We start from the raw sequence: 18,574 nt of genomic DNA on the forward strand, positions 1-18,574 counted from the left end.
AGTCCGGAATTGCGGGCGAAAGCCCGGCTCGAAAATTGGCGCGAAAAGCGCATGAGAGGCCGGCTTTGTCAAGGCAAGCGGTCACACGCAGGCGCGGTGCCCCAGGTCAGGCAAAGTGGATTTCGGCACCCAGGCGCTCGAAATCGGCAAGGATGGGTGAAGGCGCCGTCTTGTCCACCACCAGATGGCTTATCGCGTCGGGCGCGGCGACGCGATAAGGCGCCGCGGTGGCGAGCTTGTCGTTGGTGACGACGATCACGATGCCGGCGCTATTCCCGGCCATGGCGCGCTTGACCTCCGCTTCCGCCGAATCGAAGGCGGTGACGCCACGCGAGGCATCGAGGCCGCAGGAGCCAAGGAAGTACAGATCGGCGCCAAGCTGCGCCACGGCGGCCAGCGTATCGCCGCCGACACAGGTGCCGAGGTCGCGGACATACCTGCCGCCCAGCACAAACAGCTCGACCAGGGGCAGATCGGCGAGTGCCGATGCGACGCCCGGCGAATTGGTAGCGACCGTCAGCTCTGGAGCGCGGGCTTCTTCGGCGCCGGGCTGTTCGGCGGCGCCATGGCGCATCTCGGCCTGTCGCCGCAGCTGCATCTGGCGCTGGTGGTGCCGATGGTGACCATTGCAACGGCCCTGTTTCTCGGCGGCTTCGAGCCGGCGCCCGCCCGCTTCGCCAGCTCCGGCGACAAGGCGCCGATGTTCGCGCGGCCGACATTGCCGATCCTGGTCCTGGTCGCCGTGACGCTTTCGGCGATGCTCCTCTAAGGCGCCAGCATCGACTGGTCGGCGATCTACATGCGCACCGTCTTCGACTCCGGCCCCTTCGTCGCCGGGCTTGACCGTGGCGCTGTTTGCCTTCTCGCAGGCAACCACACGCCTTTTCGCCGACTCCTTCGTCGACCGCCACTCGCCAAGCGGGGTCGCGCGCGTGCTCTTGGCAGCGATGGCGGCCGGCGTGCTCATCGTCTTCTTCTCGCCGCTGCCGGCCGTTTCGATGTTTGGCTTTGCCCTGTTGGGCATCGGCAGCAGCGCCCTCTTCCCGCTGGCGATCTCCGCCGCCGCGCAACGGACGGATCGCCCGGCGGCGATCAACGTCGCGGCGCTCTCACAGATTTCCTTCATCGCTTTCCTGCTCGGCCCGCCGCTGCTCGGCTTCGTATCGGACCATTGGGGCATCCGCTCCGCCTATGGCATCGGCATCCCCTTCATCGCGCTCAGCCTGCTGACGGTAGGTTCACTTGGCCGGAGGCCGGCCGTGGAGAACATCCATGCGTTTCCGGGCAAGACACCTGCTACGGTCGAGCTGGAGATAGAAATACGGGCCGGCAAGGCTTAGGACACCCCTACCCCAATTGGCAGCCCATCTCCTCGGCCGGGTGCAAGGATGTGAAGTTGCATTTGCCGCTGGCGTTGACAGGATCTATGGTCCAAGAAGAGGTCACAGATCCGTGATTGCCTCTCTTTAATGTCGTCCATCCGTCCGCTTATTCCGCTCCTGATTGCCGCAGGCATCCTGCTTGGCGGCAATGGGCTGCAGGGAACGCTGATTGCCTTGCGCGGGGCGCAGGAAGGCTTTTCCGCTTCCGATATCGGCCTGATGGGCACGTTCTATTTCGCCGGTTTCCTGCTCGGCTGCCTGGCCGTCACGCGTATCCTGAAGGCGGTCGGCCACGTCCGGACTTTTGCCGCGCTGGCCGCGATCGCCTCGGTCGGCACGCTGCTTCTGGTGCTCGTCATCGACCCCGTCATGTGGTGCGCGGTGCGCTTTGCCGGCGGCTTCTGCTTTGCCGGCCTGTTCACCGTCATGGAAGCCTGGCTGAATTCCGGCGTCGGCAACAAGGACCGCGCGCGGGTGCTCGCCATATATCGCATGGTCGACATCGGCTCGGTTACCGGCGCGCAATTCCTGATTCCGATCTTCGGCGCCGGCGGTTTCGCCATCTTCGCCGTCATGTCGATGATGATCACCTTTTCGCTGGTGCCGGTCTCGCTCGGGGACCGCTCGAACCCGGCGCCTCCGGAAGACGTCAAGCTCGACCTGCCGCGCGTCTGGCGGATCTCGCCGCTCGGCTCGATCGGCTGCATCGCCGTCGGCGTCACAAACAGCGCCTTTCGCACGCTGTCGCCGGTCTATGCCGAGGAGATCGGCATGTCGGTTGCCGATGTCGTGACCTTCGTCAGCGTCGGCATTTTTGGAGGCGCCCTCATCCAATATCCGCTTGGCTATCTCTCCGACCGCCGAGACCGCCGCTCGGTGCTGCTGGCGACGACGTGCTGCGCCATGCTTGCCGCGCTGGCGCTGGCCTTCGTGGCGCGCGCCGACCCGTTCCTCAACTTCATCATCGTTTTCATCTTCGGCAGCTTCGCCATGCCGCTCTATTCACTATCGGCCGCGCATGCCAACGACCGGGCCGGCAAAGGCGAATTCGTGCTGATCAACGCGGCGCTGATGCTGTTCTACTCCTTCGGCGCGATCGGCGGTCCGATTGCGGCCTCGGCGGTGATGCAACATTTCGGGCCGAGCGCGCTGTTCGTTTTCAACGCCGTCGTCTATGCCGTTCTCATCATTGTGATCCTCTACCGCATGCAGGTGCGGTCGAGTGTGCCGGCCGGCAGCCGCAGCCGCTTCACCGCGCTTTTGCGCACGTCGACGCTATTCGCGCGGCTGGCGCGGCGGGGTGGCGATTCAGACAAGCAGGATTAGGCGTTTCAGCGTTTCGCGGACACGCCGAACCGCTCTATCTCTTTGATTTTACGCAATTACGGACGGAAAACTGTTCGTCACTTTTCCTGGAATTGCTCTAACTGCGGCTTGACGAAAGCGCTTGCGGCTGAAATTGAAGAGGCCTGATATGATGCCAAAAGCGAATTGATGCACGTCATCACCACCCAGAAAGAACTCGAGAGCGTCATCGCGGCGTTCGAAAAGTACGAATTCGTAACCGTCGACACCGAATTCATCCGCGAAACGACCTTCTGGCCGATCCTCTGCCTCATCCAGATGGCCGCGCCAGGCGTGACGGCGCTGATCGATCCGCTTTCGCCCGACATCGACCTCAAACCCTTCTTCCGGCTGATGGCCAACGAAGCGGTGGTCAAGGTTTTTCACGCCGCACGCCAGGACATCGAAATCATCGTTCATCTGGGCGACCTAGTGCCGCATCCTGTGTTCGACACGCAGGTGGCGGCCATGGTCTGCGGCTTCGGCGACAGCGTCTCCTACGATCAGCTGGTGCAGCGCATCACCGGCGCGCGGCTCGACAAATCCTCGCGTTTCACCGACTGGCGGCACCGGCCGCTCTCCGACAAGCAACTCGAATACGCGCTCGCCGACGTCACCCACCTGATCAAGGTATATGAGCACCTCAGCGCCGAGTTGAAGCGCGAGGACCGCGCCCATTGGCTCAATGAGGAGATGGACGTCCTCACCTCGCGCCAGACCTACGATCCGCATCCGGAGGATGCCTGGAAGCGGCTGAAGATGCGGCTGCGCAAGCCGCAGGAGCTGGCGATCGTGCAGGCGGTGGCGGCATGGCGCGAACGCGAGGCGCGCGAGCGCGACGTGCCGCGCGGCCGCGTGCTCAAGGACGATGCGATCTACGAAATCGCGCAACAGGCGCCGCGCGACGCGACTGCGTTGGGGCGGCTGCGGACGACGCCGAAGGGCAGGGAGCGTTCGGAGACGGCAACCGCGCTGCTCAGCGCCGTCAACACCGCCCTTTCCCTTCCGAAGGAAGCGATGCCCAAACTGCCGAAGACATTCCAGCCGCCGGAGGGCTCGAGCGCGGCGGCGGAACTGCTCAAGGTGCTGCTCAGGATTGTCGCCGAGAAGGAAGGCGTCGCCTCCAAGGTGCTCGCCTCGAGCGACGACATCGACCGCATCGCCGCCGAGGGTGATGCCGCCGACGTGCCGGCGCTGCAAGGCTGGCGGCGTGCCGTGTTTGGCGAACAGGCGCTTAGACTGGTGCGCGGCGAGATCGGCATCAAGTTCGACAAGCGCAGGATAGCGGTGTTCGACCTTTAAAGCGCGTCGCGCCGAAACGGATTCCGGCAACCCCTTCAAATACTTGAATTTCATGGCGTGTCGTTGTCCCAGAACCGCGCACGCTTCTGGGCGACATGCATCAATCTACACCGCCCCAAGCAGGTGCAGCGCGAACCAGATCCAGGCGACGAGAAGGATGCCCGCGCCGAGGAAGAAGGCGCGGCTGCGGTGCAGCAGATAGTTTCTGGTGAGATGCACCCAGGCGTGCACATAGCGCGTGACGACGAAGAGCCACATCAGCGTCAGCGTCAGGTAATTCACGCCATTGGTAACGAACAGCGCCAAGCATAGCACGTGAAAGAGGACCGGCAGCTCGAACTGGTTGATGAGGTTGTTGGCGACGGTAACGCTTGAGGCCGGCTCGGTCGAGCGGACCTTGTACTGGCTGATCTTGGCCTCGCCGGACTTCACGGCAAGATAACGCCGCTTCAGCATCACCAGATAGACGATGTAGACCAGCAGCACCTGCGCCAGCATCGGCCAGAAGATGGCGGTCTGGTTCATCTTGCCCCTACCGTTTAACGCCGCCGCTGCCCGGCAAGCGCCAGGACCGCAACGACCGCGAAGGGGATCGCCAGAAGCGTGAACTTTGTCACGGTCAGCGACGAGGCGAAGGCCAGCGAGTCGGGATTGGCCGACTGGAAATCCGACAAAAGCCGCGCCACGGCGAAGTTCTGCGCGTAGTCGGCGATCGTATAGGGCAACACCAGGACCAGTGCCGACAGCGCCTTCAATTGCGCGGGCATGGAGCGGAAAGTGCTCAGCCGCCTGCCGAAGGCCAGGATCAGGCTGAGCAAGGTGAGCGACAGCAGCGCCGGGAAGAGCAGATCAAACGTCAGATAATGCCAAACGATGATGATCTCGCTGCCGCGCCGGCCGAGCGCCGTCAGCCATGCCATGCCCTCATCCGGCGTGAAGCCGGTAACACGCATGTCGAGCGAAGGAAGCCCGCCGCTCAGGTGGCGGAAATAAAAGAACTCGAGCGCCGTCATGGCGATGAAGATCGCCGCGGACCCAATCGAGAGCGCCGCCGCGTGACGCGACAGGCGCAACACCGTGACGATCAGGTTGCGCCATAGCCCCAAGCGATCCGGCCGCTCGTCTGCCTGATCAAAGTCCGCCCGGATAGTTCGGGCTTTCGCGGGTGATCGTGACGTCATGGGCGTGGCTTTCACGAAGTCCGGCGTTTGATATGCGCACAAAGGTGGCGCGTTCGCGGAACTCGGCAAGATCGCGCCCACCGACATAACCCATAGCGGCTTTCAGGCCGCCCGCAAGCTGGTGCAGCACGCCAGCCACAGGTCCTTTGTAGGGAACCTGTCCTTCGATGCCCTCCGGAACCAGTTTCAAGGTGTCGCGCACCTCGGCCTGGAAGTAGCGATCGGCCGAGCCACGCGCCATGGCGCCGACCGAACCCATGCCGCGATAAGCCTTGAAGGAGCGGCCCTGGTGCAGATAGACCTCGCCCGGGCTCTCGTCGGTGCCGGCAAGCAGCGAGCCGATCATGGCGGCACTTGCGCCGGCGGCGAGCGCCTTGGCGAGATCGCCCGAATATTTGATGCCGCCATCGGCGATGACGCTCACGCCCGACTTCTCAGCCGTCTCCACCGCCGACATGATCGCCGACAGCTGCGGCACGCCGACGCCGGCGACGATGCGGGTGGTGCAGATCGAGCCGGGGCCGATACCGACCTTGACGGCGTCGGCGCCGGCATCGATCAGCGCCTGCGTGCCCTCGGCGGTGGCCACGTTGCCGGCCAGGATGCGCACCGAATTGGAGAGCTTCTTCGCCCGCGTCACCGCGTCCAGCACGCGCTGCGAATGGCCGTGCGCGGTGTCGATGACCAGAAGGTCGACGCCGGCATCGATCAGGCGCTCGGCGCGCTCGAAGCCGTCGTCGCCGACGCTGGTGGCGGCCGCGGCGCGCAGCCGCCCCTGAGCGTCCTTGGTGGCGTGCGGGTTGAGCTGCGACTTCTCGATATCCTTGACGGTGATCAGGCCGACGCAATTGCCCTTGCGGTCGACCACCACCAGCTTCTCGATGCGATGCTTGTGCAACAGGCGCTTGGCCTCGTCCTGGTCGACATTCTCTTTCACCGTGATCAGGTTCTCACGGGTCATCAATTCGTAGACCTTCTGCGACGGATCGGAGGCGAAGCGCACGTCGCGGTTGGTGAGGATCCCGACCAGCCGGCCGACCGTATGACCGCCGGTGCCGCCGTTCTCGACCACCGGAATGCCGGAAATGCCATGAGCGCGCATCAGTGCCAGGGCGTCGGCGAGCGTGGCGTCGGGGCCGATGGTAACGGGATTGACCACCATGCCGGATTCGAACTTCTTCACCTGCCTGACCTGCTCGGCCTGCTCGGCCGGCGAGAAATTGCGGTGGATGACGCCGATGCCGCCGGCTTGCGCCATGGCGATCGCCAGCCTCGCTTCGGTGACCGTGTCCATGGCGGCCGAGAGGATCGGCACGTTGAGATCGATGTCGCTGGCAATGCGGGTGCGGATGTCGGTCTGGCCGGGCATGACCTCGGAATGGCCGGGCTGCAACAGCACGTCGTCGAAGGTCAGCGCCAGCGCGCCGGTGGACGTCTCGATGATTTTTGCCATGGCCAGTCCTTTTTGAATGCGGAAAAGGCGCTGGGCCGAAATGGCCAGCGCCGACTCTCATCTTCCCTTTCAGGATTGGCGCTGGCTGGTAACACGTCCCGCAGGCGATGAAAAGCCGATCGTTGCGAGACGCTTCAGGTTCCTATTCCGCACCTAGGAGAGCATCCAGCAGAGCGTGCCGCGGCGATGCAAAAGGATTGACGACGGTTACACCGCCCCAGGTAAAGCCATCCTGCAGATCTTCCGACAGGAGTAGCCGGCAACCCGTTTGCGAAGCAGTCGAAAGAATGACAGCATCCCAGATGCCGAAACGATGGTCTGCCGCAAGATCGACAGCCTTCATCATCACTTCCGGCGTCGTTCCGGCAACCGCGAAGGCGTCGCTCCAGCTAAGCAGCTTATCCCGAGCTTCCTGGGAATGTCTTCCAGCCTTGCTGACGAGAAGATTGAACAGTTCGCCCAGCACCTGGACCGGAATGACTGCGGCCTCTCGTGGAACGTTGCGTAGCAGTTCGATAACGACGTCGCGCTTCTCCGCGTTGTTAACGCCCTCAGCATAGGCCAGGACGTTGGTGTCGATGGCGACCTTCACCGATCGTCCTCATAAAGTTCATCGCGGGTCCAGTGTACGGCATTGAGTATCGGCTGCCGTTCGAGGCGCGACAGCAATGCTGCGTGCGAGCGGGAGGCCACGTCCTCGTGCTTCTGCGCAGGCACGATCCGCGCCACCGGCCGCCCATGGGTGGTCACGACGTAGCTGTGGCCCTCGCGTACATCACGCAGGATGTGGGAGAACCTGCGATTGGCATCGGCTGCCGAAACGGTTTCGTCCATGTCTGCACCTAACCTGTAGTTATTCTCACTACAATAACGACAGAGGCTCTGTTTATCAAGCGGCGCGCGCGATGATTCCCAGCGAGGGTTGCGGTCGCACAAAAGTGACCGCAAATTAATGCGACATCCGGGCCAATTGGTGGTACCGCCCCGGCGTGCCGGCTCGCCCCCAAAGCCAGGCCCGGAATCGCGAAGTCAAATCAGGGCGTTCCCTTGAACCGCATCATCCCGCTCATCCTGGCGGTCGCTCTTTTCATGGAGAACATGGATTCGACCGTGATCGCGACCTCGCTGCCGGCAATCGCCATTGACATCCACACCAGCCCAATCGCACTGAAGCTGGCGCTGACGGCCTATCTCGTGTCGCTGGCAATCTTCATTCCGATCAGCGGCTGGATGGCGGACCGGTTCGGGGCCAAGAAGGTGTTTCGCGCCGCGATCGCCGTCTTCATTGCCGGCTCGGTCGCCTGCGCCTTCTCCAATTCGCTGCCGGCCTTCGTGGTGTCGCGTTTCCTGCAAGGCATGGGCGGCGCCATGATGACGCCGGTCGGGCGCCTGGTGCTGGTGCGCGCGACGCCGAAGAGCGAGCTGGTCGCGGCGATGTCATGGCTGACGGTGCCGGCGCTGGTCGGGCCGTTGGTCGGCCCGCCGATCGGCGGCTTCATCACCACCTATTTCACTTGGCACTGGATCTTTTTGATCAACGTGCCGATCGGGCTTTTGGGCATCTGGCTTGCCACCCGCTATTTGCCGGAAACCGACCCCGCCAAAACGCCGCCGCTCGACTTCCCGGGCTTCGTGCTCAGCGGCCTCGCGGCGTCCGGCATCGTCTTCGGCCTCTCGGTGGTCAGCCTCCCCGCTTTGCCGCCGATCGCTGGCTTCATTACCGTTGCCGTCGGCCTGGTTTCGGGCGTGCTTTATCTGCTGCATGCTCGGCGCGCCAGGAACCCGCTGTTGGCGCTGGAGCTCTTCAGAAACCAGGTGTTCCGCTCCTCCGTGCTCGGCGGCTCGCTGTTCCGCATCGGCATCGGCGCGGTGCCTTTCCTGCTGCCGCTGATGTTCCAGATCGGCTTCGGGCTGACGCCGTTCCAGTCCGGTATGATCACCTTCGTCTCCGCGGTCGGCGCCATCGGCATGAAGTTCGTCACCGCGCTGCTCTTCAGGCTCGCCGGGTTCCGGCGGGTGCTGGTCTGGGGATCGCTGATCGCCGCCGGCTCGATTGCCATCTACGGCCTTTTCACCCCCGCAACCCCCTATGCGCTGATGCTCGCGATCCTTTTGGTCGGCGGCTTCATCCGCTCGATGTTCTTCACCGGCGTCAACGCGCTGTCCTACGCCGAAGTATCGACCGCCGACACCAGCAAGGCGACGCCGATCGTTGCCGTGTTCCAGCAGTTGTCGATCGCGCTCGGCGTGGCGCTGGCCGGCGGCATCCTCGAAGTGTCGACTTCGATCCATGGCGGCCCGCTGACGCTTGGCGATTTCCACATCGCCTTCTTCATCGTCGCGGCGGTTTCGGCGGCGGCATCGCTGACCTTCATGCGGCTGGCGCCGGACGCCGGCAATGCGGTGTCGGGACATGGCAAATTGACGACGCCGAAGACGCTGGAGGCGGTGGGGACCGCGGGGAAATGAGCGCCACCTTTCCCTTCTCTCCTGACAAGGGGAGAAGGTTAGGCGCTACCCCTTGAACTCCTTCGCCAGCAGGTAAAGCTCCACCGACTCGTCGCGCGAGGCCGGCGGCTTCACATGATGAACCGAGCGGAAATTCTGCTTGAGCCGCGAGAGCAGCTCGTTCTCGGCCCCGCCCTGAAAGGTCTTGGCGAGGAAATGGCCGCCGGGCTTCAAAACCTGCAGGGCGAAATCCGCCGCCACTTCGCACAAATGCATGGTGCGCAGATGATCGGTCCGGCGATGCCCGGTGGTGGGGGCAGCCATGTCCGACAGCACGACATCGGGCTGACCGCCGAGCGCCTCTGACAGCTTTTGCGGCGCGTCGTGATCGAGGAAATCCAACTGCAGGATGACAGCGCCCGGCACCGCGTCCATCTCAAGATAGTCGATGCCGACGACATGCGGGTTTTCCGCGCTCGATTTCGTGCGGGCCGCCGCCACCTGGCACCAGCCGCCGGGCGCGGCGCCGAGGTCGATCACCTTCATGCCGGGTCTCAAAAGATGATGCTTGTCGTCGATCTCGGTGAGCTTGTAGGCGGCGCGCGAACGGTACCCATCGGCCTTGGAGCGCTGCACATATGGGTCGTTCATGTGCCGCTCGAGCCAGCGGCGCGAGGATTCCTTCAGGCCGCTCTTCTTCTTGATCCGGGTCTTCAACACGCGCATGCCGGCCGAGCCCGGCTTCTCTGGCTTCCTGCTCATTGCCGGCCACGCCCGTCATGACGCCAGACGCCGTCATCGGCCATCAGTTCGCTCAATATACCTTCGCGCAGGCCGCGGTCGGCGACCCGCAGCCGCTCCGACGGCCACACGCCGCGGATCGCTTCCAGGATGGCGCATCCAGCAAGCACCAGGTCGGCGCGGTCGGCGCCGATGCAGGGATTGGCGACGCGCTGCTGAAAATCCCAGCCGATCAGTTTTTCCACCATGCGGTCGACGCTCTGACGGTCCATCCACAGCCCGTCGACGCGGCGGCGATCGTAGCGCTCGAGGTCGAGATGGACGCCGGCCAGCGTCGTCACCGTGCCGGAGGTGCCGAGCAGATGGAAATTCGGACTGGCGAGCACATGCGCGAGCCGGTTGCGCCCGTCGAAGGCCTTGAGCCGCACCGCAACGTCATCGACCATGGCGGCGAAGGTCTCGCGCGTCACCGTGCGGCCGCCGAAACGTTCGGCGAGCGAGACGACACCCACCGGCAGCGACGTCCAGGAGACGATGTGGTTGGCAAGCTGCGGCGAGCGCTGGCCGCGCGTGAGGTCGATCAATGCGATCTCGGACGAGCCGCCGCCAATGTCGAACAGCACCACGCCGCGCGTTTCGCGCTCGACCAGCGAGCCGCAGCCGGAGACGGCCAGCCGGGCCTCGGTCTGGCGATCGATGATCTCCAGCTTCAGACCGGCCTCGCGCTCGACCCGTTCGAGGAACTCGACGCCGTTTTCGGCCGAGCGGCAGGCCTCGGTGGCGATCAGCCTCGCCTTCCTGATCTTGCGGTTGCGCAGCTTGTCTCCGCAGACCTTCAACGCCTCGACGGCACGGTCCATGGCCGCCTGGCCGAGCCGGCCGCTGGCCGAAAGCCCCTCGCCCAGCCTGACAATGCGCGAGAACGCATCGATGACGCGGAACTGGCCGTGGCGGGCGGGCACCGCGACCAGCAGCCGGCAATTGTTGGTGCCGAGATCGAGCGCTGCGAATACCGGCAGTTCCTGATGCGGCGGGCGCGCGCCATTCGGAAGCGACGGTCGCGGCTGGGGGACGATCGGCGCGGGTTCAGGCGCGAGGCTGGCGGGAGCGGCGACGGGCCCCGGCGACGGTATTCCGCCGTTCTCATCGCGTGCGAAAACCTTGCGGCCGCGCCTGCGCTTGCGGCGCTTGCGCGTTTTGCCTTTCGGGTTCTCGCCTTGATTGTCGGCATGTCTTGCGTGCGCGCCCGCATGGCGGCTGAAACGCCCCGCGGGCGGGCCCGCCGGTACCGCCGGCGATGCCCCGGACACGCCCACTGCCGACGCGCCCGCGCCGGTATCGTGGTCTTCCACTTCGATTCCTTTCGGCGCCGCGCGAACCAGCAAGGACGCAGCAGGCACCTCGATTTGTTTCAAGTTGAGAACAGACTAGCAGCGCGCTTTGCAATCACCAAGAGCGCATGCCCCGATTTTTGGCGCCGTCACGCAGGGGCCACCTCATGCCGGTTGAATAGCCGGCTTCAATCAGGCATGTCTCAATGAGACTTGGAACGGGTTTGGGCAACATCATAGCAATGAGCTTAATCGCATGACGACGACGCCATGAACTGGACGCGCTATTTCTGGCCGGTCATCGGCATAGCGGCCGTGGTGTTCTCGCTCTGGCTGCTCATCCATGAGTTGCGCGGCATCTCACTCGACGATGTCTGGGCCGGTATCGTCGCCATCCCCCCGCGCGCCTGGGTGCTGGCGGCGCTGAGTTCCGTCGTCGCCTATGCCTCCCTCGCCGGCTACGACCACATTGCGCTGCTCCATATCGGCAAGAAAGTTTCGTGGCTGTTCGTCACGCTCTGCTCCTTCACCACCTATGCGCTGTCGCACAATATCGGCGGCTCGGTGCTGTCTGGCGCGGTGATCCGCTATCGCGCCTATGGGACCCGGGGGCTGACCGGCCAGGATGTCGGCGTGCTGGTGGCGATCTGCTGGATCACCTTCGTGCTCTCCAGCCTGCTTGTCGGGGGCCTCGTGCTGGTGCTGGAGCCGCAGATCGTCGACCGTTTCACCACGACCCCGCACCACGAGCTGGCAACAGCCGCCGGCCTTGCCATGCTGATCCTGGTTGCGGTCTATGTGTTCTGCAGCTGGCTGCATCTGAGGCCGCTCAAGGTCGGCAGCTTCCAGCTGCATTACCCGGCACTGCCGATCGTGGCGCGGCAATTGCTGATCGGCCCGGTCGAGCTGCTCGCGGCGGCGGCCATCATCTACTTTGCCTTGCCGGCGGCCGGCAATCCCGGCTATTTCGTCGTGCTGGGCGTCTTCATGATATCCTTTTCGGTCGGCTTGCTGTCGCATGCGCCGGGCGCCCTCGGCGTTTTCGAGGTCGTCTTCCTGGCCGGACTGTCGCATATGGATCCGGTCGGCGTGCTCGCCGCACTCCTGGTGTTCCGCCTGTTCTACCTGATCATCCCGCTGCTGATCGGGCTCGGCGTGGTGCTGTTCTTCGAGCATTCGCAATACAGCCGCGGCGAAGGTTGAGCGTTCCCGTGCGGCCCGCGACCGAATGAGAAAAAGGCTGCGGTTGAACTGCGGCGCGGGGTTGACTATTTTCGGATGGCGGCTACAAGGCAGCGCTCGCGGCGCTTGAGCCGCCCGCTTCGCGCGATGCCGACCGCGCCTGCTGGGGAATAGGTTAACGGTAGACCAGCGGACTCTGACTCCGTTAGTCCTGGTTCGAATCCAGGTTCCCCAGCCAACGAAATATCCAAGCAGAACAATGCCTTAGATGAAAACATGGTCTCCGGACCGTGGTTACATCACATTTGCAACACGCTCTCACCTAAGCCCTTGTTTTCCGTGCATTGCAAAACATTCCCGCTCACACGGAATGGCGGTGATGTTCTCGGCACGTTCTTGAATTAGCAGGCACTAACGGGTCTGTGAGTCCTGTCACATACGCTCCTGGCGCATCGGCCTAGCTTGTGCAGTGAAGGGAGTGCCGTGATGCTTGTGAACCTTCCTATGCTTATGAACCTTGCTCTAGTCGTTGCTGGTCCCGTTGTCGATTGGTTTGGTCGCCGAGCCGATCAGAGGGCGCTATTGAAGGCAACTGACGATCTGAGCGACTCACCGGACGACATGCTCAGCGACATGGGGATTTCGCGCGACGACATCGAGACCGCGCGCTGGCGGTCCAGCCGGAGAGTGAGCTGACAGAAAGCCCGGAAGCTGGATGCTAGCCCTGCTCTGGTGCACATCGCCATCGCTCCCATGCGAAGCGCCCGCTGCGTTGCCGCAGCGAGCCCTCCAGTGGTCCCCGCATCCCTCGCAGCCAAGACGGTACGCCTCGGTAAGAGGGATCATAAGCGCGCCCTAGTTGAAGGGCTGCATATTCAGATTGCGTGACATTTCTGCCACTAGAGACAGGAAGGCCGGAGCCGGCATTCAACCGTAATGGAACTTCGGCTTTGGCTCGGTGCCCTTGAATTCAACGCCTACGCGATCACTCTTGCGCCATCGAACAACAGTCCTGTAGGCGATCCCATCAACTGGTACGCAAAGCAGGGATTTATGGTCTGGCCCGAGCCGTTTCACCAGTGCGGCAAAGTCCAATACCGCCGACCGCCGGCAAGTGAGGCAATAGACAGAAAGACCCGTCCCGGCCTCCAGCTTTTTGCCGAGTGTGTCTTCCGTGAAGGGAAATTTCATTGTCATGGCGATCCTCGCAAATTGGGATCGCCGCACCGGTGAGGATTATTCCTGATCGCCGGGGCGATTGCCAAAGAGGTTACGCGATCACACCATGTCCTTTTGAGGTAGAAATTAGCTATCTTGCATATGCGGCGGACCACTAGTCGCTAGGCCGGCGCCGGGCTCTCAGGCAATTCTCCCCCACGAGAAAAGGCGCCGGTCACCTTAGCCCGCCGCTGGGTGTGGGGGCACACCGAGCGGCGGGTTATAGGATTGCCGAATACTGGCATGCTTCTTGAGGAAGCCAGCGCCCACGCTGCCGCGCATCAAGTTGTCGGCAATCCATTCGGCAAAGAATTCTGCCCCGCGTCCGCTCAATGCCGCGCCTTTAGAAAATGAGCCTCTCGAAGCAGCGCATTCCAATCGGTCCCGATCAACTCGATCAGCTCGCGCGCTTGCTCTTCGGAAATCTCTACCTCTCTGGCCAATCGGCTGGCCGGGATCTCATCGGAGCGTCGCTCAAGTCCCCATCGCCGGTGTCTTCGTTCATGGAACCTCCTGCCTTTCCAACTACCGAAAGGCGGACAGGTTCAGGCTTGGATGGAAAATTCTGAGCGGCGCGGAGTGCTGCATGTCGATCAGCCCCTTTTCGCTGAATTTCGGCTTATTAGGAGATGCGCATATACTTCTTTGCCGGCATGGCGTTCCCGATAGGCCCTGCCGGCCAAGGCCCGGTGGCCACCCCTAAGCCACACCCAAAGGCTACCGGGCCGCCACCCGCCATCTAGGCGCCTCAGCTCGCCCGGGACGGACGCAAAAGCCCGCTCGCCTTGGGAAGTCGAACGGACCGTTGCTCTTATGCAGGCGGCTCGGATGCCGGGGACGAACCGTGCCGCCGCTTACCCTCGCGTATGTTCCAACAGCAACGCAAGTCTTTCCGGCTGACGCCTTCCACAGCTGAAGCGGCTTCCTCGGCGGCGATTCAGTGTATTGCCGTAGCTGCGACCAGGATCAGCCCATCGCGGCGAAGACGATGACGGCGACCATAGTGATCTCAAAGCCGTTTCCGCCATTGCCTATTTTCTTGTCGGCCATGGTTCATTGGCTTTCCGCTTGGAGCATCGCTCAAGGGCGACAACCCATCAGACCCCCGTGCTTGAACATGGCCCGTTATCTGGCGAGGGCAGAAGCGCACCGTCATTCAGAAATGATGTAAGTGGAGTGGCATCTAGTCGCCGTTTTAGCGGGCCAAGCCGCCCCTACGGCGCTCCATCGCTTCGCTCAGAAGGTGAAACAAGCTATCGAACTCCTCGTATATCTCTTTGGGCGCGATGCCCTGACGCCCGGCAGTAGCCAGGAGTTCGACGACAAGATGGCAATGGCCCCTGGGTTTCGGTGCTCACGTTTGGCAGATGTTCTGCCATCCATCGGTCCAGAAATTTCAAAGCCCGCGCGCTCATACTGAGGAAAATCTGGCCGCTACCTTCGGGTCCTTCCTCGAAATCCGTCGCATGCAAGAACCCGCTCGTTTGAGGGGGACGAGCGGGCTCCATGCTTTGAGACGGCACGGATAGAATGCGAGGTCGACCCGTGCCGTCGCGACCATGTTCTATTCAGACAGAAGTCGTAGAGACGGACACTTTGGTCCCTGTGCTGAAACCTTCGCGTCGCTGCATCATTTGATAGAGCCGGCGAGCATGTGTCCCTTCGTTCGGCGGCATGAGAGAGTGGATAGATGCCCGCCATCCCGTTGCCTGGGATGGCGGGCATCTGTTTTGTTGTCCTATCTTTGGCCGGTTGAACTTGTGCATGTCGGGGCGAAAAAACAGGTCACCTAAAGCTGTGATAGGCCTCGAAATTCATAAGTGGGGTCAACGGCCCTAGCAATCGTACTGGAGAACCGAATCCCTCTTGCCCGTATACCAATCGTGCGCACCGGCCTCGCCCGCAAAGACCCTTGCATTTGCTTAACATATTAGTAGATGCTAATCTAGATGTTGACGTGGTCACGCGAGGGCGACTATGCATCAGGTCAGCACGCGAGAACGCGCAGGGCTGGCGAGCATTGTGGTCACAGCTGCGGCCCTCAATGGTGGTCTAGCCCTGGCGCATAGCCACAGTAGAAGCTGGACGTATCCACCTGCCTGTTGCCATGGCGATCCCATCACCGGAGAATGCGGCAAGATCCCCGCCATCGCCGTGACGCCGCGGCCTGACGGGTATGTAATCATCCTTCGACCAGGCGATCACCACAGAGTCACTCACCAAAACCGATACTTCGTTGCTTACGACGTGGTCATTCCGTCTGGCGACGACAATTTCCACATCTGCCTTCATCCGACCGAAGAAGACGAGAATTGCTTCTTCGCGCCGGCCGACGCGATGTGAGCCCTGTATCGCCTAAAGGGAGCCGGGATAGCGAAAGGGGTTCATGCTCGTCGACAATACCCGCCATGAAGTTGGCGATCATGCGGGAAGCTAGGGCCTCACGCTGCTCCGTAGTTTGGCCATCATATTTCAAACCATCGAAGACCCAGGCCGGGAGTTCCAGCTCAGCCGGATTGAAAATTCCCGCTTCTACTGCTCTTTTGCGGACCGCCACGGCGGTGAACTTCTACCATCGAGGAAATCCTGCAGTGTCGCATGACGAAGCGCGTGCTCCCCGCGAAGGAATTTCACCCAGCCGGTGATGCCCGGCTTAACCCATTCGACATCGTCGGCGAAGGCGCTCGGCACCCGCTGCGCTGGCTTTGAGGCCCTGGCCTCTTGGACGCGCTTCCACAGCCGTTCCCTGAGGCCGCTGGGCAGCGCTATAAACGCGGTGCCGGCATATCGGCCATCGCGCGCCACGATCGCCGCTGCGGGCTTCCCGGGCTCGAACCATCGCCCAAGAAGGTTGTACGCGTCCAATTTGGAAAACGCAGAAACACTCATCACCACGGTGAATAATGTGCGGCTTCAGGCTCAACCGGCTGGTTGGTGGTGTTCCAAGCCAATATGCTGCAGAGGAACGCCACTCTCGTGCGCAGGGCGGCGAGCGGCCGATGGATCAGCAGCAGGAAAGGCTCTCTTCCGCTGCCGTCTTTCCCCCACACTCATCAAACTACCAGTTCCGGCTTCGCTGCGACCGGGCGCGTTCCTGCCGCTGGAGGATGAGCGGACGACTCCTAGCCGTTCAAGGCGGGCAACGGCTGCGAGACGGTGAGACTTGCGGAATATACCGGCCTGCCGGCTTCGTCATGAACGGCAACGGTCACAGTCTCATCCAAGTCGCTTGAGGCGATTTCGTCTGCAGCGATATCGTGAAGCGCCTTCAGCGCTTCTCGTCGCAGGTCGGTGAGATTGCCGAGGTCGACCCAAGCATCGCCGAGGCTTTGCCCATTTCGGAAGACTTCGAACAGATAGTTCGGCATGCATTATTGTGGGCCGCACGAGCTGCACCCGCATTCAAATTTGAGAGATGGGAAAGCATCCACCCCTCCGAGTGTGAAAATAGCCTTCCCTGGGGTGCGTTCAGGCGGGAAAACCCGCCTTTCTGAAGCCTGATGTGAAAAGCCCGAGGGCGACATGGTCGGCGAACGGGAGATTTGAAATCAGCCGGAGAGTCAGGTCGTGTTTCCTGGTCAGTGCCTCCTCGACTTCAGCGCGCGCCTTCTCCGTCTCGCCCAAATGTGCGTAAGACGCTGCGAGGAAAGCATGGACGAAGAATTGGTCGCCAGCCTTCTGATACGAAGCGACGGCTTCGGAGTACCTTCCAAGCAGGAACAGGGAGCTACCCTTCACCTCCCAGAACCACATCGGTGGTACCGGGTCGCGCAGGAGCGCTGTTTCGAGCACGTCGAGCGCCGTCTCGGCCCGTCCGCCGTAGTTGAGCCAGCTTGCGTAATCCCCCGCTATGTTCACGTCCAGCGGGTTCAACGAGCGCGCTCGCTCGAAATGCACTCCCGCATCGCTGTGTTGGCGCATGTGGGTAAGCACCAGCCCCATGCTCTGATGACAGACGCCATCGCTCCTGTCGAGAGCGAGCGCCGTTCGAGCGGCGTCCCAGGCCTTCTGTAGCGTCCGCAGATCGTTGTCGTACCAAAATCTGCCGACGAGGGCCTGCGCCAGGAAGGCGTGACCTTGAGCGAATGCCGAATCGAGCTTGATACACTGCGCGAAGAGGGGCTCGGCCTTGTCCAGTTCATATCGGTAGAAGTGCGCGCGCCCCTGCAGGTAGTAGTCGTATGCGTCCCAATCGGTCGGACCCTTGCGTCTGCTGCGGCTCGCAGAATCGGCCTCGGCTTGGCCTTCGACCATCGAGGCGATAAGAGCCGCAACCTCGTCTTGCAATGCGAAGATGTCGTTGAGGGCCCGGTCGTACCGTTGGGCCCAAAGGTGGGTGCCGGTGGCGGCATCAATCAATTGTGTGGTGATCCGAATGCAATCACCGAGCTTTCGTATGCTGCCTGCGACGAGGTAGCGAACTCCGAGCTTGCGGTGGGCTTCGGCAGTGTCCAATGCGGGGTGACGGAACTGAAACGATGAATTGCGTGCGATGACGAGCAGGGAGCGGAACCTGGCCAGCTCCGTAATTATGTCCTCGGTTATGCCGTCGCTGAGATACTGCTGGTCCGGATCGCCGCCCGAGTTGACAAAGGGCAGCACCGCGATCGACGGCTTGCCGGGCGGTGGGATCGCTCCGTAGGACGCGCTCGCCACCGGCTCGACAGTCCCCGTGAAGCGGTACCCGAGGCGAGGCACTGTGGCGATCCACTCACCGCCGTTATCAGCCGGACCGAGTGCCTTTCTCAGCGTCGCGATTTGGACGGTAAGGTTGCCTTCCTCAACGGCGGTGCCCGGCCAAGCAGCGTCCATCAGCTCGGCCTTCGTCAGGATCTCACCGGGCCGTGCGGTAAGCGCAGCAAGCAGCGTCAGCCCACGATGCCCAACAGTGATCGGGATCTGGTCTTTAAGAAGCGTCCCCATGTCGGGATCGAGCACGAACGGACCGAAGGCGATGCGACACCGCTGCATTTGGGCATATTAGACGTTTGG

Annotated in this window: 19 protein-coding genes and 1 tRNA gene; 8 read left to right on the plus strand and 12 right to left on the minus strand. The window is 62.6% G+C overall.

Translation table 11 applies throughout. From position 1 onward, the window contains the following. Window positions 1-106 precede the first annotated feature (106 nt). Window positions 107-574, minus strand: a complete 468-nt coding sequence (locus P9230_RS17420) for a hypothetical protein (protein ID WP_278120136.1) — start codon at window positions 572-574, stop codon at window positions 107-109. Here P9230_RS17420 and P9230_RS17425 point away from each other — a divergent pair. The 4 genes from P9230_RS17425 (at window position 566) to rnd (ending at window position 4,028) form a co-directional block, all read left to right on the plus strand. Beyond that, on the plus strand, window positions 566-769 hold the full coding sequence (locus tag P9230_RS17425) for a hypothetical protein (RefSeq protein ID WP_278120138.1): 204 nt from the start codon (window positions 566-568) through the stop codon (window positions 767-769). The two genes, P9230_RS17420 and P9230_RS17425, sit on opposite strands and share 9 nt — an antisense overlap. A gap of 76 nt (window positions 770-845) precedes the next feature. Further along, window positions 846-1,340 (plus strand): MFS transporter, encoded by a 495-nt coding sequence (locus P9230_RS17430; RefSeq protein ID WP_278120140.1) that lies wholly within the window; start codon window positions 846-848, stop codon window positions 1,338-1,340. A 129-nt stretch (window positions 1,341-1,469) separates the two neighbouring features. Then, window positions 1,470-2,708, plus strand: coding sequence for an MFS transporter (locus P9230_RS17435; protein ID WP_127847432.1), 1,239 nt, complete (start codon window positions 1,470-1,472; stop codon window positions 2,706-2,708). Between the two features lie 168 nt (window positions 2,709-2,876). After that, a complete protein-coding gene (gene rnd, locus P9230_RS17440) occupies window positions 2,877-4,028 on the plus strand; it encodes a ribonuclease D (protein ID WP_278120142.1) in 1,152 nt (383 codons plus the stop codon). Window positions 4,029-4,133: 105 nt separating this feature from the next. Here rnd and P9230_RS17445 read toward each other — a convergent pair whose 3' ends face one another. The 5 genes from P9230_RS17445 to P9230_RS17465 all read right to left on the minus strand — a co-directional run bounded on the left by P9230_RS17445 (window position 4,134) and on the right by P9230_RS17465 (window position 7,496). Continuing rightward, window positions 4,134-4,553 (minus strand): MAPEG family protein, encoded by a 420-nt coding sequence (locus P9230_RS17445; RefSeq protein WP_067000646.1) that lies wholly within the window; start codon window positions 4,551-4,553, stop codon window positions 4,134-4,136. A 14-nt stretch (window positions 4,554-4,567) separates the two neighbouring features. Continuing rightward, window positions 4,568-5,116, minus strand: a complete 549-nt coding sequence (locus tag P9230_RS17450; protein WP_245322393.1) for a hypothetical protein — start codon at window positions 5,114-5,116, stop codon at window positions 4,568-4,570. A 43-nt stretch (window positions 5,117-5,159) separates the two neighbouring features. Then, window positions 5,160-6,662, minus strand: coding sequence for an IMP dehydrogenase (gene guaB / locus P9230_RS17455; protein ID WP_067329968.1), 1,503 nt, complete (start codon window positions 6,660-6,662; stop codon window positions 5,160-5,162). Window positions 6,663-6,804: 142 nt separating this feature from the next. Continuing rightward, window positions 6,805-7,254 carry a PIN domain-containing protein gene (locus P9230_RS17460; RefSeq protein ID WP_278120143.1) on the minus strand — a complete coding sequence of 150 codons (450 nt, stop codon included), beginning with the start codon at window positions 7,252-7,254 and terminating at the stop codon, window positions 6,805-6,807. Beyond that, window positions 7,251-7,496, minus strand: coding sequence for a type II toxin-antitoxin system prevent-host-death family antitoxin (locus P9230_RS17465; protein ID WP_127217512.1), 246 nt, complete (start codon window positions 7,494-7,496; stop codon window positions 7,251-7,253). The genes P9230_RS17460 and P9230_RS17465 overlap by 4 nt, the downstream gene beginning before the upstream one ends. A gap of 213 nt (window positions 7,497-7,709) precedes the next feature. Between P9230_RS17465 and P9230_RS17470 the strand changes: the two genes are divergently transcribed. Continuing rightward, on the plus strand, window positions 7,710-9,131 hold the full coding sequence (locus P9230_RS17470) for an MFS transporter (protein ID WP_127404114.1): 1,422 nt from the start codon (window positions 7,710-7,712) through the stop codon (window positions 9,129-9,131). A gap of 45 nt (window positions 9,132-9,176) precedes the next feature. Here the strand turns inward: P9230_RS17470 and P9230_RS17475 are convergent, their stop codons facing one another. Together P9230_RS17475 and P9230_RS17480 are read right to left on the minus strand one after the other, a co-directional pair. Beyond that, window positions 9,177-9,872, minus strand: a complete 696-nt coding sequence (locus P9230_RS17475) for an RlmE family RNA methyltransferase (RefSeq protein WP_067329957.1) — start codon at window positions 9,870-9,872, stop codon at window positions 9,177-9,179. After that, the gene (locus P9230_RS17480) at window positions 9,869-11,203 is read right to left on the minus strand and encodes a Ppx/GppA phosphatase family protein (RefSeq protein ID WP_278120144.1); all 1,335 of its coding nucleotides are present in this window, start codon (window positions 11,201-11,203) and stop codon (window positions 9,869-9,871) included. Before P9230_RS17480 ends, P9230_RS17475 begins: the two co-directional genes overlap by 4 nt. A 249-nt stretch (window positions 11,204-11,452) precedes the next feature. Between P9230_RS17480 and P9230_RS17485 the strand changes: the two genes are divergently transcribed. Together P9230_RS17485 and P9230_RS17490 are read left to right on the plus strand one after the other, a co-directional pair. After that, complete coding sequence (locus P9230_RS17485) at window positions 11,453-12,385, plus strand: YbhN family protein (protein WP_067000626.1); 933 nt, start codon at window positions 11,453-11,455, stop codon at window positions 12,383-12,385. Window positions 12,386-12,528: 143 nt separating this feature from the next. Next, window positions 12,529-12,602 (plus strand) — tRNA-Gln (locus tag P9230_RS17490). 689 nt (window positions 12,603-13,291) lie between these two features. Here the strand turns inward: P9230_RS17490 and P9230_RS17495 are convergent. Further along, complete coding sequence (locus P9230_RS17495; RefSeq protein ID WP_245459049.1) at window positions 13,292-13,561, minus strand: hypothetical protein; 270 nt, start codon at window positions 13,559-13,561, stop codon at window positions 13,292-13,294. A gap of 1,998 nt (window positions 13,562-15,559) precedes the next feature. Between P9230_RS17495 and P9230_RS17500 the strand changes: the two genes are divergently transcribed. Beyond that, entirely contained in the window at window positions 15,560-15,925 is a 366-nt protein-coding gene (locus P9230_RS17500; protein WP_278111187.1) for a hypothetical protein, read from the plus strand. 189 nt (window positions 15,926-16,114) lie between these two features. Here P9230_RS17500 and P9230_RS17510 read toward each other — a convergent pair whose 3' ends face one another. The 3 genes from P9230_RS17510 to P9230_RS17520 all read right to left on the minus strand — a co-directional run bounded on the left by P9230_RS17510 (window position 16,115) and on the right by P9230_RS17520 (window position 18,520). Further along, on the minus strand, window positions 16,115-16,387 hold the full coding sequence (locus P9230_RS17510; RefSeq protein ID WP_278111189.1) for a hypothetical protein: 273 nt from the start codon (window positions 16,385-16,387) through the stop codon (window positions 16,115-16,117). Between the two features lie 317 nt (window positions 16,388-16,704). After that, window positions 16,705-16,950: a hypothetical protein gene (locus P9230_RS17515; protein WP_127216273.1), complete on the minus strand. Its 246-nt coding sequence runs from the start codon at window positions 16,948-16,950 to the stop codon at window positions 16,705-16,707. A gap of 100 nt (window positions 16,951-17,050) precedes the next feature. Then, window positions 17,051-18,520: a winged helix-turn-helix domain-containing tetratricopeptide repeat protein gene (locus P9230_RS17520; protein WP_278120145.1), complete on the minus strand. Its 1,470-nt coding sequence runs from the start codon at window positions 18,518-18,520 to the stop codon at window positions 17,051-17,053. Between the last annotated feature and the right edge of the window lie 54 nt (window positions 18,521-18,574).

The sequence above is a fragment of the Mesorhizobium sp. WSM4887 genome (genome assembly GCF_029625865.1).
GTDB lineage: Bacteria > Pseudomonadota > Alphaproteobacteria > Rhizobiales > Rhizobiaceae > Mesorhizobium.

Excerpts from the sequence above, each read along its gene's own strand:
- P9230_RS17420 (WP_278120136.1), bottom strand. The coding sequence starts at position 574 with ATGCGCCATGGCGCCGCCGAACAGCCCGGCGCCGAAGAAGCCCGCGCT.
- P9230_RS17495 (WP_245459049.1), bottom strand. The coding sequence starts at position 13,561 with ATGACAATGAAATTTCCCTTCACGGAAGACACACTCGGCAAAAAGCTG.
- P9230_RS17515 (WP_127216273.1), bottom strand. The coding sequence starts at position 16,950 with ATGCCGAACTATCTGTTCGAAGTCTTCCGAAATGGGCAAAGCCTCGGC.
- P9230_RS17445 (WP_067000646.1), bottom strand. The coding sequence starts at position 4,553 with ATGAACCAGACCGCCATCTTCTGGCCGATGCTGGCGCAGGTGCTGCTG.
- P9230_RS17485 (WP_067000626.1), top strand. The coding sequence starts at position 11,453 with ATGAACTGGACGCGCTATTTCTGGCCGGTCATCGGCATAGCGGCCGTG.
- P9230_RS17465 (WP_127217512.1), bottom strand. The coding sequence starts at position 7,496 with ATGGACGAAACCGTTTCGGCAGCCGATGCCAATCGCAGGTTCTCCCAC.
- rnd (WP_278120142.1), top strand. The coding sequence starts at position 2,877 with ATGCACGTCATCACCACCCAGAAAGAACTCGAGAGCGTCATCGCGGCG.
- P9230_RS17435 (WP_127847432.1), top strand. The coding sequence starts at position 1,470 with ATGTCGTCCATCCGTCCGCTTATTCCGCTCCTGATTGCCGCAGGCATC.
- P9230_RS17500 (WP_278111187.1), top strand. The coding sequence starts at position 15,560 with ATGCATCAGGTCAGCACGCGAGAACGCGCAGGGCTGGCGAGCATTGTG.
- guaB (WP_067329968.1), bottom strand. The coding sequence starts at position 6,662 with ATGGCAAAAATCATCGAGACGTCCACCGGCGCGCTGGCGCTGACCTTC.
- P9230_RS17475 (WP_067329957.1), bottom strand. The coding sequence starts at position 9,872 with ATGAGCAGGAAGCCAGAGAAGCCGGGCTCGGCCGGCATGCGCGTGTTG.
- P9230_RS17425 (WP_278120138.1), top strand. The coding sequence starts at position 566 with ATGGCGCATCTCGGCCTGTCGCCGCAGCTGCATCTGGCGCTGGTGGTG.